Origin of the sequence: Enterococcus massiliensis (genome assembly GCF_001050095.1) — a bacterium.
Lineage (GTDB): Bacteria > Bacillota > Bacilli > Lactobacillales > Enterococcaceae > Enterococcus_C > Enterococcus_C songbeiensis.
On record NZ_CVRN01000007.1, the window covers coordinates 618,886 to 635,058 of the forward strand.

Annotated in this window: 17 protein-coding genes; 11 read left to right on the top strand and 6 right to left on the bottom strand. The window is 41.0% G+C overall.

The features are described from left to right. Positions 1 to 8: 8 nt before the first annotated feature. Complete coding sequence (gene rnhC / locus BN1875_RS10200; protein WP_048604736.1) at positions 9 to 920, bottom strand: ribonuclease HIII; 912 nt, start codon at positions 918 to 920, stop codon at positions 9 to 11. Between the two features lie 192 nt (positions 921 to 1,112). Between rnhC and zapA the strand changes: the two genes are divergently transcribed. The 9 genes from zapA to BN1875_RS10245 all read left to right on the top strand — a co-directional run bounded on the left by zapA (position 1,113) and on the right by BN1875_RS10245 (position 10,512). Further along, positions 1,113 to 1,553, top strand: coding sequence for a cell division protein ZapA (zapA, locus tag BN1875_RS10205; protein ID WP_048604737.1), 441 nt, complete (start codon positions 1,113 to 1,115; stop codon positions 1,551 to 1,553). Between the two features lie 16 nt (positions 1,554 to 1,569). Then, positions 1,570 to 2,118, top strand: a complete 549-nt coding sequence (locus BN1875_RS10210; RefSeq protein WP_048604738.1) for a CvpA family protein — start codon at positions 1,570 to 1,572, stop codon at positions 2,116 to 2,118. A 75-nt stretch (positions 2,119 to 2,193) separates the two neighbouring features. Then, positions 2,194 to 4,554 (top strand): endonuclease MutS2, encoded by a 2,361-nt coding sequence (locus BN1875_RS10215; RefSeq protein ID WP_048604739.1) that lies wholly within the window; start codon positions 2,194 to 2,196, stop codon positions 4,552 to 4,554. Positions 4,555 to 4,639: 85 nt separating this feature from the next. Then, positions 4,640 to 4,954: a thioredoxin gene (trxA, locus tag BN1875_RS10220; RefSeq protein ID WP_048604740.1), complete on the top strand. Its 315-nt coding sequence runs from the start codon at positions 4,640 to 4,642 to the stop codon at positions 4,952 to 4,954. Positions 4,955 to 5,109: 155 nt separating this feature from the next. Then, positions 5,110 to 7,233, top strand: coding sequence for a L,D-transpeptidase family protein (locus BN1875_RS10225; RefSeq protein ID WP_053082157.1), 2,124 nt, complete (start codon positions 5,110 to 5,112; stop codon positions 7,231 to 7,233). 141 nt (positions 7,234 to 7,374) lie between these two features. Beyond that, positions 7,375 to 7,710, top strand: a complete 336-nt coding sequence (locus BN1875_RS10230; RefSeq protein ID WP_048604741.1) for a PadR family transcriptional regulator — start codon at positions 7,375 to 7,377, stop codon at positions 7,708 to 7,710. Further along, the gene (locus tag BN1875_RS10235) at positions 7,688 to 8,350 is read left to right on the top strand and encodes a DUF2812 domain-containing protein (protein WP_048604742.1); all 663 of its coding nucleotides are present in this window, start codon (positions 7,688 to 7,690) and stop codon (positions 8,348 to 8,350) included. Before BN1875_RS10230 ends, BN1875_RS10235 begins: the two co-directional genes overlap by 23 nt. Positions 8,351 to 8,366: 16 nt before the next feature. Next, a complete protein-coding gene (locus BN1875_RS10240; RefSeq protein WP_048604743.1) occupies positions 8,367 to 9,266 on the top strand; it encodes an ABC transporter ATP-binding protein in 900 nt (299 codons plus the stop codon). Next, positions 9,259 to 10,512, top strand: a complete 1,254-nt coding sequence (locus tag BN1875_RS10245; RefSeq protein ID WP_048604744.1) for an ABC transporter permease — start codon at positions 9,259 to 9,261, stop codon at positions 10,510 to 10,512. Before BN1875_RS10240 ends, BN1875_RS10245 begins: the two co-directional genes overlap by 8 nt. A 64-nt stretch (positions 10,513 to 10,576) precedes the next feature. On the opposite strand, the gene BN1875_RS10250 is transcribed toward BN1875_RS10245, so the two are convergent. Together BN1875_RS10250 and gloA are read right to left on the bottom strand one after the other, a co-directional pair. Then, positions 10,577 to 11,281 carry a gamma-glutamyl-gamma-aminobutyrate hydrolase family protein gene (locus tag BN1875_RS10250; RefSeq protein WP_048604745.1) on the bottom strand — a complete coding sequence of 235 codons (705 nt, stop codon included), beginning with the start codon at positions 11,279 to 11,281 and terminating at the stop codon, positions 10,577 to 10,579. A gap of 23 nt (positions 11,282 to 11,304) precedes the next feature. Further along, a complete protein-coding gene (gene gloA / locus BN1875_RS10255; RefSeq protein ID WP_048604746.1) occupies positions 11,305 to 11,679 on the bottom strand; it encodes a lactoylglutathione lyase in 375 nt (124 codons plus the stop codon). Positions 11,680 to 11,845: 166 nt separating this feature from the next. Here gloA and BN1875_RS10260 point away from each other — a divergent pair, with 166 nt between their 5' ends. Then, the gene (locus BN1875_RS10260; RefSeq protein WP_048604747.1) at positions 11,846 to 12,289 is read left to right on the top strand and encodes an NUDIX hydrolase; all 444 of its coding nucleotides are present in this window, start codon (positions 11,846 to 11,848) and stop codon (positions 12,287 to 12,289) included. A 61-nt stretch (positions 12,290 to 12,350) separates the two neighbouring features. On the opposite strand, the gene yidA is transcribed toward BN1875_RS10260, so the two are convergent. The 3 genes from yidA to BN1875_RS10275 form a co-directional block, all read right to left on the bottom strand. Further along, positions 12,351 to 13,166, bottom strand: coding sequence for a sugar-phosphatase (gene yidA, locus BN1875_RS10265; protein WP_048604748.1), 816 nt, complete (start codon positions 13,164 to 13,166; stop codon positions 12,351 to 12,353). Between the two features lie 9 nt (positions 13,167 to 13,175). Further along, positions 13,176 to 14,546 carry an HD domain-containing protein gene (locus BN1875_RS10270; RefSeq protein ID WP_048604749.1) on the bottom strand — a complete coding sequence of 457 codons (1,371 nt, stop codon included), beginning with the start codon at positions 14,544 to 14,546 and terminating at the stop codon, positions 13,176 to 13,178. Positions 14,547 to 14,718: 172 nt separating this feature from the next. Next, a complete protein-coding gene (locus BN1875_RS10275; protein WP_048604750.1) occupies positions 14,719 to 15,534 on the bottom strand; it encodes a lipoate--protein ligase family protein in 816 nt (271 codons plus the stop codon). A 149-nt stretch (positions 15,535 to 15,683) separates the two neighbouring features. On the opposite strand from BN1875_RS10275, the gene BN1875_RS10280 reads away from it, so the two are divergent. Beyond that, positions 15,684 to 16,115 carry a YwiB family protein gene (locus tag BN1875_RS10280; protein ID WP_048604751.1) on the top strand — a complete coding sequence of 144 codons (432 nt, stop codon included), beginning with the start codon at positions 15,684 to 15,686 and terminating at the stop codon, positions 16,113 to 16,115. The last annotated feature ends 58 nt before the right edge of the window (positions 16,116 to 16,173 follow it).

The window sequence follows — 16,173 nt, forward strand, 5'->3', positions numbered from 1 at the left end:
AAATTTTTTTATTCCATTCCAGCTAATTTCAAAGCTTTTTGCGTATTGGCAAAATGTAGTTTGGCATAATTGGTCAAAAGCGCCAGTCCGCCTTTTGTTAATATTTTTGCGGCAATGACATCGGATTTTGCACCAGCACCTGAAGGCAAAGGAATACCAACTTCAGTTGAAGCCTGTTCTAGAGCGTCCAAAAAGGCTGCTCGACAAAGAATCGAGGCAGCAGCCACAGCCAAATGGTATTGCTCGCCTTTGGTAATGAAAAAAAGTTTCTCGGTCACTTGATTTTTTTCAGTTCGTAAATAGTTCCGATAATTTTTTTCGTTTGTAAATTGATCGATCAGGATCGCTTCCGGCTGTTTAGGAGCGATTTTTTGTTGCAGTAAATAAATTGCCTGATTATGCAATGCAACCTTCATACGAACAGCATTGTAGGTGGGTTGAATCGCATTGTATTTCTTGGGATCAACAATCAGTTGTTGATAGGGAACTAGCTCCTTGATTTTAGGTGCCAGATTTCGAATTTGAACATCCGTCAGCATCTTTGAATCTTTGACTCCTAGTTTTTGTAAAGCTGGTAAAACGGGTTGTTCAGCATAAACAGCACAGACGACCAACGGACCAAAATAACTTCCATTGCCCACTTCGTCGCTGCCGATGATGCTTTTTTGCGCAAAATCTTTTGGTAGAACAGTTGTTGTAGGAGTCTTTTTTTCTGAAACGCTTCCCCAGCGAGCGGCTTCTTGCTCGGCTTGTGGACCTTGGAACATGACTTTGCCGGAAGTGTAGGCAGTAATGGTCGTACCGTTTTTTTTGGCAATGAAATCCGTATAAGGGACTTGCTTTGACAGCAGATCGTTTTGATAGGCATGTTTCATTTCAGTGATCTTTATTTTGGAAACTTTTAATACTACGTGGCTCATTTTCTTCATCCTGTCTTTTTTCTCTGATGTAAATTTTACCATAGATTGAAAAAAACGTGAGGGATAATTTGGACTAGCCGTAGAAATTCTCTTGTTTTTCGCTTATAATAAATAAGAGTTTGCGAAAAGTGAAACGGCTGTCTGCGTGTTATATTTAGGAATGCTGGTAAAACTAGGAAGGAATTGATTCCCGTGGCAACAGAAAAAAAGCGTTACAAAGCGGTGATTGCCAACCAAACATATACCATCATCGGACGTGAAAGCAATCGTCATATGGATACTGTTACGAAGTTGGTCAACGAACAATTGAATGAAATCAGAGCCATGTCTCCCCAAATTGATACGGAGCAAGCGGCTATTTTATTGGCGGTCAATGCGATCTCCGATCAGCTAAAAAAACAAGAAGAACTCTTGAAACTTCAGAAAAAAAGCCAAGAATTACATAAGCAGGCGATTAAATCCACCGAATTGGAAAATCGAATCAAACGAATTGAAGCGATTGAAGCAGAAGCTCGAGATGTTCTGGATCGTACTGGTCGGCAAGATGTAGAAATCAAAAATCATGTTGAAGCGCAACAAATTTTGAATGAACAGCGCAAGCGGGATATTCAAGAAAAAGCTACGCAGGAATAGCAGAAAGGAATCAAGAATGTTTGGATTGATCCTCCTTCTTATCTTAATTATTTCATTTTATGTTGGCGGTCGCCGTGGTGCACCGTTACAGATTGTGTATACGATTGGTTTTGTTTTCTCCATGATTCTCGCAAATGTCTTTTACAAAGATCTGGCGGAGAAGCTGGAGCTATACATTCCTTACCCATCAGTTACCGAAGATTCTAAAATGGTTTTCTTCGATCAGACGACTGCACTGGATTTAGATAAGGCTTATTATGCAGCGATTGCTTTTTTAGTGGTCTTTTTTATCTGTTGGCTGATCACAAAGTTTATTGGAATTTTCTTTAACAACTTACGATTTAGACGGTTATTGCCGGCAAATGACTGGTTGTTAAGTGGTGTTTTGAACGTGTTGCTAGCTTACACGGTTATCTTTTTGATTTTGTATGTGTTGTCGATGGTTCCATTAGCGACCATCCAAAATGTCTTTCGAAAGAGTGTAACAGCCCGTACAATGGTAGAACATTCACCATTTTTATCTTGGTTTTTTGAAAAGCTTTGGGTAACAAATATTTTAGCGTAAATGTAGAAAGGACCAGATTGAGCTACTAGCTATTTAATCTGGCCTTTTTTGAATGAATGAAAAGTAGGTGAAAAAATGAATCATCGAATTCTTAGTGTTATGGAGTTTGATAAAGTCAAACAACTCGTGGCACAATATTTGGCAACTTCTCAAGGAAAAGAAGAGTTGGCACAACTTCAGCCAGTCAGCGAAGAGTCGGTAATCACCTCTTGGCTGCAGGAAACAGAAGATGGAATAAAGGTTCAACGGTTGCGTGGGGGAATTCCGATTCCCAAAATTGAAAATATCCGCCCGCAAATGAAGCGAATCGAAATCGGTGCCGATTTGAACGGTATCGAATTGGCACAGGTTTCCCGAGTACTGTCGACAACTAGTGAAATCAAGCGATTTATCAATGATCTAGAAGACAGCGAGATTGATTTTTTGCGTTTGTATGAATGGGCAGAACAACTGATTACGATTCCTGACTTGAATCGTCGATTAAAGGAAGCGATTGATGAAGACGGCTATGTGACAGACGATGCTTCTCCTGAACTGCGGAGTATTCGCCAAAACATCCGTCGCAGCGAACAAACGATCCGAGAACAATTGGACGGAATCATTCGTGGAAAAAATGCCCGCTATTTAAGCGACACGATTGTGACCATGCGAAATGATCGGTATGTTATTCCTGTAAAACAAGAATACCGAAGTGTTTTTGGAGGTGTGGTCCACGACCAAAGTTCTTCCGGACAAACGCTTTTTATTGAGCCAAAACAAATCGTGGAGGCAAATAACCGACTGCGACAGCATCAAATCGCTGAGCGGTCAGAAATCGAACGGATTTTAGCAGAACTTTCCGCAGCGTTGGTTCCTCACCGCAAGGATATTTTGCACAATGCCTATGTGTTGGGAAAATTAGATTTTATGAATGCCAAAGCCCGTTTTGCCAAAGAAGTCCAAGGAGTTGTTCCGCAAATCAGTCCGGAAAATCACGTGGTTTTCAAGCACGCCCGCCATCCACTGATTGACAGTGAAAAGGTTGTGGCAAATGATATCACGATTGGTAAGGAGTACCAGGCAGTCGTGATTACCGGACCAAATACCGGTGGGAAAACAATCACCCTGAAGACCTTGGGCTTGCTGCAATTAATGGGACAGGCTGGTTTGCCCATCCCAGCGGATGAAGAAAGCCAGATGGGAATTTTTACAGAAATTTTTGCAGATATCGGGGATGAACAGTCCATCGAACAAAGTCTGTCGACTTTTTCTTCCCATATGACCACGATTGTTAACGTTTTGGAAAAAGTTGATGCCCACAGCCTAGTACTTTTTGATGAGCTTGGCGCAGGAACCGACCCGCAAGAAGGTGCAGCGCTGGCGATTTCAATTTTAGATGAATTAGGTGCAAAATCTGCCTATGTGATGGCGACTACCCATTATCCGGAACTGAAAGTTTATGGATATAATCGGGCGAATACCATCAATGCCAGCATGGAATTTGATGTGGATACATTGAGTCCTACCTATCGTTTGCTGATTGGTGTTCCGGGACGAAGCAATGCCTTTGAGATTTCGAAGCGGTTGGGTCTGCCTCAAAATATCATTGATGAAGCCCGACAAATCATGGACGGTGAAAGCCAAGACTTGAATGAAATGATTGCAGATTTGGAAAATCGCCGCAAAATGACGGAAACAGAGTATTTAGAAGTTCGTCACTATGTGGAGGAGGCGCAAAAACTCCACGGAGATTTAAAAGAGGCTTACAGCTTTTTCTTTGATGAAAGAGAAACTGAAATGAAAAAAGCACGGGAAAAAGCCAATGAAATCGTGGAACAAGCCAAAGAAGAAGCCGAGAAAATTATCTCTGATCTGCGAAAAATGCAGCTGGCTGGCGGTCAGACAAAAGTAAAAGAACATGAGCTGATCGATGTACGGACAAAATTAGGTAATCTCCATCAAGAAGAGCAGTTGAAGAAAAATAAAGTACTGCAAAAAGCCAAACAAGCTAAGAAATTAAAAGCTGGAGATGAAGTCCTCGTCACCTCTTACGGACAGCGGGGCATCCTGTTGCAAAAAAAAGGCGAACAATGGCAAGTACAATTGGGAATTTTAAAAATGACGTTGCCGGAAACCGATCTTCAGTCTGTTGCACCAGCAAAAGAACCCGTTCAACGCATCGTAAATTCCGTCCGTTCAGCAAGCAGTGCCCCAGTTCCCAATCAATTAGATTTGAGAGGCAAGCGGTATGAAGAAGCGCTAAACGAAGTCGATCAATATTTGGATGCTGCCATTTTGGCAGGATATCCACAGGTGACGATCGTTCACGGAAAGGGAACCGGAGCCTTGCGTCAAGGAATCACCGAATATTTGAAAAACCATTCCAGCGTGAAGAAATTTGAATTTGCTCCAGCAAATCAAGGCGGGAACGGAGCAACTATTGTGACCTTTAAGTAGTCTTACTATTTGTAAGCAAGAAATTAGGAAGAAAAAAAGGTCAATGCTATAATTGATTCAGATAATAAAGAGGAGGCCAGAAAAAATGGCAAAAGCAATTACAGATAAAACTTTTTCTGAAGAAACAGATAAGGGGTTAGTGTTGATCGATTTTTGGGCAACATGGTGTGGTCCTTGTCGCATGCAAGCACCAATATTAGAACAATTAGCGGAAGAATACGATGAAGATGAATTCCGAATCGTAAAAATGGATGTAGACGAAAATCCAGAAACACCCGCATCTTTTGGAATCATGAGTATTCCAACCTTGTTATTGAAAAAAGACGGCGAAGTTGTAGAAAAAGTCGTCGGTGTTCATACAAAAGACCAATTGAAACAATTGATCGCAGCCCACGCATAAAAAATGTAAAAATAAAACCATCAAGAGATCTTGTAAAGGATCTTTTGATGGTTATTTTTTTATTTTTTCTTTGTCATTGAATCAGTTCCTGTTTGTTGAAATGAAAAACCACATGTTATAATTAAGTGTGGGAAAATGAAAAAGGGGTGATTCAAATGAAAAAGAAATTTTTTGTGTTTTTTTGTGGAATATTATTTTTGAGTAGCGGGTTACAAGTTGTAGGCTCTGCAGAAACCATTGAGTCTTTAACGACAACAGATACTTCAATTGTTTCTGAGACAACCAGCAGTCAAGTCAGTTCAACTAGTTCTTCTTTAACTTCCGAAACTTCAGAGGAATCCAGTTCAACCAGTTCAAGTGAGGTGCAGGAATCAACAATAAAACCGGCTATAACAGAAACAGCGCCGGCTGAAGTTGCTGAAATCACAATCACTTCACAGAAAAATGACCGGCAGTATTTGCAACCCGTTCAATCAAAAGTTACAGTTTACACTGCTCAGGCTACGATTTTGTCGCCAACAACCAGTGTCTTACCAACAGGACAGCTAATCAAAACAACAATGATTGCGCAAACGACTGAAGGGGATTTTGTCGCTGTTTCTAACCAAAAGAATCAAGCAATCGGTTGGGTCAAGAAAGCAGATGTTCGTTTTTTATCAGGAACATATGAAACGGTTAATCGCTATGTATCATTAACGAAAAAAGGCTATTCCCGATGGCAAGATCCGAGTTTTTCAAAAGAATTAGGCAAAAGTGATTCGTATTATCAACGGACCTTACGCATGGGAGAAGTTTTCCACCACACAAATGGGGCCAACTACCTAGCACTTTATCTGAACAACGGAACGTTTGTCGGGTATCTAAACGCCAATGGTACGACTGCAAGTAGTGGACAACAGGGAATTTTTTATAAAGAAAATCAATATGCAACAATCACCAGTAAAAATTATACCCTGTGGAATGATTTTGGCTGGCAGAAAAAACGTGGAATCAGTTCGACCTTTTTTGGAAAGACCGTGAAAATAAAAGGGCGTTACCAACACTATAACGGGGCACGTTACTATTCTCTTTATGACATGAAGGGAAAATGGCTGGGATATATAAATGCCGCCGGAGTAAAGGCAACAACACAAGCACAGGGCACCTATCAAAGTTATGGAAAATATGTGACCATTACTAATAAAAATTACACGATTTGGGGCAACTTTAATTGGAAAGTGAAACGCAACAAAACCGCTAATTTTGCGGGACAAACACTTTTGGCAAAAGGAAAGTACGGTCATTCAAACGGATCAGTCTATTATTCTTTGTATAACAACAAAGGAAAATGGGTCGGGTACTTGAATGCCAAAGCAGCCACAGTCGCAAATAATGGCGGCGGAATTTGGCAAAAGGAAACACGAAAGGTTCGAGTCGCCAAAAAGAATTATACCCTGTGGCAAAATTTCTCATGGCAAAAACGCAGCAACACGACCAGTTATTACAATCAAATTTTACAAGTCAAAGGCAAGTACCGCCACTTTAATGGAGCAACCTATTATTCGCTCTACACTACTGCTGGAAAATGGGTTGGCTACGGCAATTCTGGTGCCTTTACGACACCGAATGTCATTTATTCACAAAAGACCATTAATCGTTTTGTAAAAATTTCAAATGGCAGCGGAAATTTTCTCGCTAATGCTGATCCTTACAGTCGTTTGTTAGGGAAAAAGGCAACTTACAAAGGATACATGGCCCGGGCAATCAAAGAAGCCAAAACCAACAATGGTACCTATCTTTATTTGGTTTTACCGGGAGGAAATTTAGGCTGGATCAAATCCAATCAAACCTACAGTGTCCAAAATAATTTTTGGTTGCATACGACAGGCGGCCGGTACCCATCTTTGAAGGTAAATAATTTGAATATCCAAGTTTCTGTCAGCAAGCAGCGGGTCTACATCCGTTCCGGTTCTAAAACAATTTATACAATGTTGTGTTCTACCGGGCTTTGGAATAATCCAACACCTTATGGAAATTTCCAGATTCAACAGGAAAAAGGAAGTTCTTTCTGGTTTGGCGGTTCTGGCGGTGCCTATTACCGTTCCTACCATCAACATGGGGTGTATTTGTTCCATACGGTTCCGATTGCCTATCCAGGAACAACGGCTGCTTTTAATCCCATTGAGGGCGCAAAATTAGGGCAGCGAGCTTCTCACGGATGTATTCGACTATCGGTGCCTGATGCAAAATGGTTTTACTACAACATTCCATACAATACACCTGTCAAAATTTATAAATAAAAAAGTATCTTCTATACAAGCTGAAGCGTGGATTTTCCCTGCTTCAACTTGTATTTTTTTATTGACAAAAAAAGAGACAACGCTTACTATATCATTATGTGATATATCGTTTGGTGATATAGTCTGTGAGGAGGAGTAGCAATGGAGGAGTCATTAACAGATTCGACGTATTTGATTTTGTTGGCATTGCTTAAACCGCAGCATGGCTATGCAATCATGAAGGAAATCAGCGAATTGACAAATGGAGCATTTGAAATTGGTCCAGCAAGCATGTATACGATTTTGAAAAAACTGCAAAAAAATCAATTGATTCTGTTGGAAGAAAGTTCAGACCGTAAAAAAATTTATCAAATCACTGAAAAGGGAATAAAAAGCCTGAAACATGAAGTTGAACGACGGCGGTTGTTTTACGAAGCCGGTGTGGGACTGCTGGCAAAGATTGAAGGGGAACCAAATGAAAAGAAAGTACAGCATTAGTTTAAATGTGGGATTTTATCCCGAAAAAGAAATGCTACGGCTGCAAGAAAAAAAGCGGCAGGGTTGGCAATTTTTGAAGATGAACCGTCTGGGTATTTTAAGTTTTCAAGCTTGTGAGCCGGCAGAAAAATTATTTGCCGTTGATTTTTTTACGGGAAAACCAGCGGAAGTAGCAGAGTACTTGGAATTTTATGAAGCAAGTGGGTGGAAAGCAATCAGTAGTTATCGTCACAAATATTTTTATTTTATGGCTGATCCGGGAACACCCCTGATTTTTTCAGATCAAAAAAGTTATCAGGAACGCATTTTTGCAGAGTGGCGCTGGCTATTGCGACAATCCTTTTGGGTAGCACTGATAGGAACGCTCCTGTTGCTTGGCAGTTTGATTGGAAAAAATCTGTTTGACTGGGGATGGGGAGAATACCTGATGATTATTGGTGGTGTTCTACTACTTTATCCATTCAGTTATGGCGTTGCCATGTTATTTATGCAGATACAGTATCGCAACCGTGCGGCATTTTTTCACCAACCGGAGCGTCTGGCAAAGCGCCAACGTTTGGGCAGAGATATGCTGGTTTTAATGGGAATTGGCGGTGTAATCGGCGGGATTATCGGCTTTGCCGTGGGAAATTTTTATTGATTGGGAGGAAAGAAAGATGTTAGAAGTGAAACATTTAGTCAAAACTTTTGGCGAATACACAGCGGTAGATGATTTGTCCTTTTCAATCCAAGATGGGCAAATTATGGGACTGATTGGTCAAAATGGTGCCGGAAAAACAACCACGTTTCGGTTGATTTTAGATTTTTTAAAAGCAGACCGGGGCGAGGTTCTATGGAATGGACAGCCTTTAAGTGCAAAAGAATACAATATTATTGGCTATCTTCCAGAAGAACGGGGACTTTATCCAAAAGTTTCCATTCAGGAACAGTTGATTTATTTTGCCCGGTTACGAGGGAAAACCAAACAGGAAATCGAACCAAAAATTGATGAATGGATGGAAAAATTCCAAGTGAAAGGAAAAAAAAACGATAAGGTCAAATCCTTGTCAAAAGGAAATCAGCAAAAGGTGCAATTGATTGCAACGCTGATCCACGAACCAAAATTAGTTATTTTAGATGAACCTTTCAGTGGACTTGACCCGGTCAATGCCGAGTTATTGAAAAACGGTATTATTGAACTGAAGGAAAAGGGTTCCTGCGTCATCTTTTCTAGCCATAATATGGACAATGTGGAAAAAATTTGTGACCATCTTATTATGTTAAAGGATGGCAGAACCGTTCTTAATGGTAAAGTACATGAAATTCGAGAATCCTTTGGGCGAACAAAAGTCTTTTTGGAGTCAGGCTTAGCACTGGAGGACGTTCAACAAGTCGAAGGGGTCTATGAAGCGAAAACACGGGAAGACGGCAGTTTGGAAATTACATTGACTGACCCAGATGCCGGGAAAGAAATCTTTGTTCGAGCAACACAAAATGGATACATTCCAATGTTTAATCAACAACCACCAACACTGGAAGAAATCTTTAAATGGAAAGCAGGTGCCGATCATGAATAAATTTTGGATCATTGCATCAGATGTCTACAAGAAAAATGTCAAATCGATTTCCTTTCTAATCATGATCTTGATTCCCTTTATTGCCATCGGTGTGATTTACTTGGCGGGATTATTTGCCGGACAGGCAGAAGATATCAAGACGATTGGTGTGTATTCTGACGAACCGCAAGTCGCAGAAGCCTTTGCGCAAAGCAAGACGGAGGATTATCAGTTTAAAGCATTCGATTCAGAGGAAAAAGCCCAATCACAATTGAAATCAGAAAAAGTAGATGCCTATCTGGTTTTGGCTGTGGAAGAAGACGAAGTGAAGGGGACTTTATTCAGTGAATCTTCTTTAGGTCAGTCGACAGAAATGATTATTCAGCAAACCTTATCCAACTTGCAAAGCTCTGCTCGGGCACAAGCCTTGGGGTTATCATCAGAACAAGTGGCGAGTTTGGCGCAGCCGGCTGTCTTTGAGAAACAAAAAGTAAGTTTCGACAGTGACGGTAAAATGGAAACCGGTGAGGACAATAGCTTTGCTCAATACATCGTCAGCTATGTAGGAACAATCGTGTTGTTTGTTTTTATCATTACTTATGCGCAGATTATCGCGCAAGAAATTGCTTCAGAAAAAGGGACACGAATTATGGAAGTAATCTTGTCCAGTACAAAAGCTCAAACTCATTTTTACGGTAAATTGACTGGTGTACTGCTTGTCGCTATCACACAAATTGCGTTGTATGGATTGATCGGTGGTATCAGTTATTCCCGAATCAAGAATATGGCGATCGTTAAACAATATTTAGACAATTTCTCATTGGGGGATTTATTCGGACCGTTTCTTTTCTTCACCATTTTGTTCGTTCTGCTGGGTATCTTGATTTATGCGGTGTTGGCAGCTTTATGCGGCTCATTGGTCAATAAAGCAGAAGATACAGCAAAAGCGATTTTGCCTGTAACCTATCTTTCTTTGGCAGGCTACATGTTAGGCTTGATTTTGGGAGCGGCTGATCCGAATAATATCGTAATTCGGGTCTCTTCGTATATTCCCTTCTTGTCTTCTTACACTATGCCGATTCGTTTAGCGAATGATACCGTAACAACTGGTGGGGCAGTGATTTCTGTTTTGATTTTAGCAGCAACAACACTGGTAATGATGCTGGCTTCTGCAAGAATGTATAAATCAAATGTGCTGATCTACAATGAGAACGGCGTGTGGTCTGCCTTGAAGCAATCCTTCTCCTTAATGAAAAACGAACGCTAAAGATTCATCTGAGAATCAAACCAAGCAAAAATGTCTAGCCCCGTAATTTGGAGGCTAGACATTTTTAGTAGTCGCTGACGAAAAATTCAATTATTTTTTGCTCACTGGCAATCGTGGTTCGAGTAAGTTCGGGATGCCATTGCAGTCCCATGATTTTTTGATGCTTACTTTCAATGCCCTCCACGACGCCATCTGGTGCAGTTGCAATGATACGAAATTCATCCGCAAGATGATCGATCATTTGATGATGGAAAGAATTGACTTGATAGTCTGTGCCAACGATTTTTGCCAGTTGACTTGTTGCTTCAATACGAACTGGATGTGTCGGAATATGAAACGGAGTAGGTGCTTGAACATGTTTGATCGTTCCTTCTTTTAAAGAAAGATCCTGATAAAGGGTTCCGCCAAAAGCAACGTTCAATACCTGCATGCCGCGACAAATACCTAGAATCGGTTTTTTTTGGTTAACGGCTTCTTGAATCAATGCCAGTTCAAATCGATCTCTTAACGGATAAACAGCGCCTAGTTTTTGATGAGGCAACTGATGGTAAAACACAGGAGCTACGTCATGACCTCCGGCTAATAAAAGTTTATCAATTCTTGCCACGTACTCTGCGGCATCTTGCGGATTACCAACCGGCAAGACGAAGGGCAGACCGCCAGCCTGCTGGATACCTTCGACAAAACTTCGAGGTGTATAGGCAATCCAGTGGGCATCAGGCTCCGTTAGCTGCTGATCGCTACCGGCAATTCCAATAATTGGTTTCATAGGATAATTCTCCAATCGAGTGCTTATTTTTCCCGAATCACTTCAATTTTGTAGCCATCGGGATCAACGATGAAGTAATAAGAAGGAGCGGTACCGGGTAGACCTTTTAAATCAGTAACGTTGTAACTTTTTTCTTTTTGTTCTTGATGCAGTTTTTCTAAATCGCTGACAGCAATCGCAATATGTCCATAACCATCACCTAAATCATATGCTGCATGGTCATAGTTGTAGGTTAATTCCAATTCATAGGGATCGTTTGGCAATGACAGGTAAACCAGCGTAAATTTATTTTCTGGGAAATCTCGGCGACGGGTTTCTTCAAAACCAAATGCTTGTTGATAGAAATCCAACGAAGCCTCCAAATTTTTTACTCGAACACATGTGTGTGCCATTTTCATAGTCATCATCCTTTCTTTTCTGCATTTATCTTATCATAGACCCTGTGTATTCGTAAGGGTTACGCTTTTTTTGAAAAAAAAGACCCTGTTGTGAATATTCTGACGAAATACTTGTGGATTTCTATTGGATTGAGTAAAATAAAGCATACACAATGTGGAGGCAATGATGAAGCAACCAATTTTTGGAAAAAAAGAAAAGGATAAACCCTATAAAGCGCGCTTTGGGGCATATGTTGTAATTGAAAACGAGAATGAGCTGGTTTTGGTGCAAGCACCAAATGGCGCATTCTTCTTGCCAGGTGGAGAAATTGAAGCCGGGGAATCACACGAGATGGCAATTAATCGGGAGATGTTGGAGGAATTGGGCTTCACCGTAACGATTGGTTCCTATTTAGGAGAAGCCATCGAATATTTTTATTCTAGTCACCGAGATACGTATTATCATCATCCGGGTTATTTTTATGCAGTCACGTCTTGGGAAAAGGTAGCTGAACCTACAGAAACGACGAATAACATTTCATGGCATAGTATCGATGATGCGATGTTGCTGTTAAAACGGGGGAGTCATCGGTGGGCTGTTCAGCAATGGTTGAAACAAAAAAACAGGTGAGTTGCATTTTTCAAAAGAAAAATGGGCTCGCCCGTTTTTTTTGTTTCTAGAGAAAGTTGGTTTAGCGAAGCACAAATTTTTTGATTGCTTCGGCAACACCGTTTTCGTCGTTGGTACCGATGGTAATATAATCAGCGGCTTCCTTAATCATGGGAATCGCATTTTTCATTGCTACACCGGTTCCGGCGTATTCGATCATTGTTAAATCATTTTCATTGTCACCAATTGCCATGATTTCTTCAGATTGCAAATTTAAATGAGCCGCTAAGCTAGCTAATGCCGCACCTTTGCTGGCTTTTTTGTTCAACACCTCTAAATAAAAGGGGGCGCTTTTCACAACGGTATATTGTTGGCGGAAGCTGTCAGGAAGTTTAGCAATCGCAGCATCCAAAATTTCCGGTTCATCAATCATCATCATTTTTATCATTTCGATGTTTTGATTCATTTCTTCCTGCGTGCGGTATTTTACCGGCATGTTGACTAAAAAGGATTCGTAAATCGTATAAGGACTTAAATCACGATTGGCAGTGTAGATGGCATCCTTACCGGAAACATGAAGATGAACACCGACTTTTCGCGCCATCATCTCGATTTCCAAATAATCTTCATAAGTCAATTCATAGGCAGAGATTACTTGCTCGGATTGAACCGCTTGTACTAGAGAGCCGTTGTAGGTGATGACGTAATCTTCTTTACCGGTAAGTCCCAAGGCTTCTAACTCCGGCTCCACGCCTGGCAAAGGTCTGCCAGTACATAAAACGATTTTTATTCCTTGACGATGCGCTTCCTGCAAAGTTTCTGTAACTTGTTGTGTTAATTCACGGTTGCTTGTGACCAGGGTACCATCAATGTCGATGGCAACTAATTTGATTGACATAAAATCCTCCTAAAGGGTTGTTTCCACCAAAGCGCCATTATGAATATGACGGGCAAATTCTTGGTAGGTATCACTAAACAAATCATAGTTGTCTTGCGAGATGGGGTCAACCATTTCTTTTGGAAAATAGAAGCGTTGATCCACTTGTTCTTGTCCTGCCAAGGCAGCCACTAATTGACTGATTTTGGAAAGCTCCACCAATGTTCCGTCTTTTTGCTGCAGTTCGATTTGCGTGCGGTGTTTTCCTAATTCCGGACGATAAAAATCGTAAGGCAAATCATAGCTGGAATTGATTGCGGTATAATATTTCGGATTGAAACCGACTCGTTCGACCAGCTGTTGCAATTTTTCAATTAAGGGCAGTTGACTATCGCCAGAAAACAGGGCAGATTTTAATGGTTTTCGGTTCAACCAACGTTTAGCTAAATCACTTAAAACAGGATCGCTTTCTTCGCTCCACTGAATAAAATAGGTGGACAGCACACCGTCATCTAATTTTAAATAATCTTCCAGAGAGAAACACTGTTTTAAAAAGGGCAGCAGCAGTTGAGAATGCAATTCAAAAATTTCTGGGGATTCCTGATACAGCTCATGGGCGCGATTCAGCAGGTGCTCCAATAACACTTCCATACTTCGGGAAACTGAGTGAAAGTAGACTTGTACATACATTTGGTAGCGACTGACGATGTAATCTTCCACAGCATGCATTCCGTTCATTGCAAACGCGATGCCGCCTTCATAAGGACGAATTACCCGCAAAATCCGGGTCAAGTCAAAGGTACCATACTCAGTTCCGGTAAAATAAGCATCCCGCAACAAATAATCCATCCGGTCCGCATCGATTTGGCTGGAAATCATTTGAACCACTTGAGGATTGGGATAGGTTTTGGTGATGACGCTGGCAACCTTTTCCGGAAAACCTGCTTCGACACGGTTTAAGATTTGATAGACTTCCGTTTCTGGTGACGTGATAATTTCAACTGTGATTGCTTCATGATTGGTTTGAAAAATATGTTCAAAGGTATGAGAAAAAGCACCGTGACCAACATCGTGAAGCAATGCCGCACACAAAGTGACCAATCGCTCCCGGTCATCCCAACCACCGGTGCCAATTTTTTCCTGAGAAAAATTTCGCTGAAAAATGTCACAAATGCGTCGGGAAATCTCGTAGACTCCTAACGAATGGGAGAAACGGCTGTGTTCGGCACTGTGAAAGGTATAAGAAGTCGTTCCTAACTGTTTGATTCGTCGCAAGCGTTGGACTTCCTTTGAATTGATTAAATCTAAAATCACTTGATGTTGCACATGGATATAATTATGGACCGGGTCACGAAAAACTTTTTCGATCGGCAGATGTTGGTATTTATAAGGTATCGTCATGGGTTCGCTCCTTGTTTGTACTGATGTACTCTATTTGCTGTTAAGAAAATGGCGTTAGTTTCTCACTCTCTATCTCCATTCCACTCGAGTACTTGGAAAAAGTGGAATTAGCTTTAATCAATAAAATTTTTTGAGAAAAGTTCTGTCATAGGTTGAGGTATGTCACTGCAATTTATGCGTTGTTCAATGTCGCTTTAATCACTTCATTTCGTTGGATCATTCGAGTGATTTTATCAGCGTAATCCTCTGTCAAATTTGATTCTTTGACCCATTTTTGAGAATCATAGGCGGAAGCAGTGATTTGCAGTGCAGATAAAAAACGCTGTTTCAATTCTTCAACAGTAGTTGGTTTTCCTAAACAGGCAGCAACTGTCGTCATGCTGGTTGGTCGAACGGGGGGATAGCCATTTTCACCAAAAGAAGTCGGCAAGCTTGCCAAGTAAAACGCCCGAACGAGTTCCCCCCGCTGGATTTGATCTCCATTGACACTCAGATACATCATGATCGCAATGCCGTCTTTGATTCTACGTTGGGCTGTACCGGCGATTTTTTGTCCATTCACACTAAAATCATAGGTACCGGGACAATAAGAATCGCTGATTTCACGTGCTTCAATCGTTAGTTCTGGCAAGGCTTGCTGAATCAACGCAAACATTTCTTCATAAGCCGCCTCGGTGGTCCATTTTTTTTCATGATTGAAAAGGATCAGTGAAATATTTAAAATGCCATCATCCGCAACGACACCGAGACCGCCGGAATTGCGTACGACAGGTGGATAACCTTGTTGTTGCAGTGTGGCAAGACCAGCGGCTAAATTTTCTACACGGGTATCCTTCATACCAAGAATCATAGTATGTTCCAACTGCCAAAAATGAAAATAAGATTGGTGGGTACGACTGGCGCTGTCAATCAAAAGGTCGGTCAGGGCAAAAGGCAGGTAGGCTTGGTCATGAGGATACGGTGCTTGATCGATCAAAATCGGCTTCATAAAAAAACTCCTTCACTTTATCTTCCCTATTATATACGAAAAATGGAAAAAAGTAGTAATCAACCTGTCCTTAGACGCAACGTTTGACAAACGAGTAAAAACTGTGAACAATAACTATAAATGGATAAAATGTAAAAGGAGCCAAAAAAATGGATGTAACAAATGGTTTGCCGATTTCGATTAAGTTAGCAACGAAGGTTCGGCAAAAAGGCGAAGTGCAGGATTTTCTTTTTGATCTGCAAGGACAAATGGTGAGAATGGGAGACACCCTTTATATTCGGTACAAAGAAGTACAAGACAACGAGGAAGTACCGGTGACAATCAAAATAATGCCGGATGGGGCTGTTCAATTAACACGAGCTGGAGAAATGCGGATGCGGTTGAAATTCGTTTATCGGGAAAAAATGGAAACCAGCTATAAAACGCCTTATGGGATGATGTTTTTCAGCACCTTCACAAAGGATCTGCACGTCAGTTTGAAGGATCGGCCAACTGCGGGAACCGTTTTTGTTGCCTATGATCTTTTCATGGCAGATGAAAAAATTGGGGAATATCAAATTTCTTTGGATTTTACTGCATGATTTTTAAAGAAAAAATTGCATTTTCGACAACATTTTTGTATGATTAAGCGTAGACTGT

Coding starts and splice junctions, on each gene's coding strand:
- rnhC (WP_048604736.1), bottom strand. CDS start 920: ATGAGCCACGTAGTATTAAAAGTTTCCAAAATAAAGATCACTGAAATG.
- BN1875_RS10210 (WP_048604738.1), top strand. CDS start 1,570: ATGTTTGGATTGATCCTCCTTCTTATCTTAATTATTTCATTTTATGTT.
- BN1875_RS10215 (WP_048604739.1), top strand. CDS start 2,194: ATGAATCATCGAATTCTTAGTGTTATGGAGTTTGATAAAGTCAAACAA.
- trxA (WP_048604740.1), top strand. CDS start 4,640: ATGGCAAAAGCAATTACAGATAAAACTTTTTCTGAAGAAACAGATAAG.
- BN1875_RS10225 (WP_053082157.1), top strand. CDS start 5,110: ATGAAAAAGAAATTTTTTGTGTTTTTTTGTGGAATATTATTTTTGAGT.
- BN1875_RS10230 (WP_048604741.1), top strand. CDS start 7,375: ATGGAGGAGTCATTAACAGATTCGACGTATTTGATTTTGTTGGCATTG.
- BN1875_RS10235 (WP_048604742.1), top strand. CDS start 7,688: ATGAAAAGAAAGTACAGCATTAGTTTAAATGTGGGATTTTATCCCGAA.
- BN1875_RS10240 (WP_048604743.1), top strand. CDS start 8,367: ATGTTAGAAGTGAAACATTTAGTCAAAACTTTTGGCGAATACACAGCG.
- BN1875_RS10245 (WP_048604744.1), top strand. CDS start 9,259: ATGAATAAATTTTGGATCATTGCATCAGATGTCTACAAGAAAAATGTC.
- BN1875_RS10250 (WP_048604745.1), bottom strand. CDS start 11,281: ATGAAACCAATTATTGGAATTGCCGGTAGCGATCAGCAGCTAACGGAG.
- gloA (WP_048604746.1), bottom strand. CDS start 11,679: ATGAAAATGGCACACACATGTGTTCGAGTAAAAAATTTGGAGGCTTCG.
- BN1875_RS10260 (WP_048604747.1), top strand. CDS start 11,846: ATGAAGCAACCAATTTTTGGAAAAAAAGAAAAGGATAAACCCTATAAA.
- yidA (WP_048604748.1), bottom strand. CDS start 13,166: ATGTCAATCAAATTAGTTGCCATCGACATTGATGGTACCCTGGTCACA.
- BN1875_RS10270 (WP_048604749.1), bottom strand. CDS start 14,546: ATGACGATACCTTATAAATACCAACATCTGCCGATCGAAAAAGTTTTT.
- BN1875_RS10275 (WP_048604750.1), bottom strand. CDS start 15,534: ATGAAGCCGATTTTGATCGATCAAGCACCGTATCCTCATGACCAAGCC.
- BN1875_RS10280 (WP_048604751.1), top strand. CDS start 15,684: ATGGATGTAACAAATGGTTTGCCGATTTCGATTAAGTTAGCAACGAAG.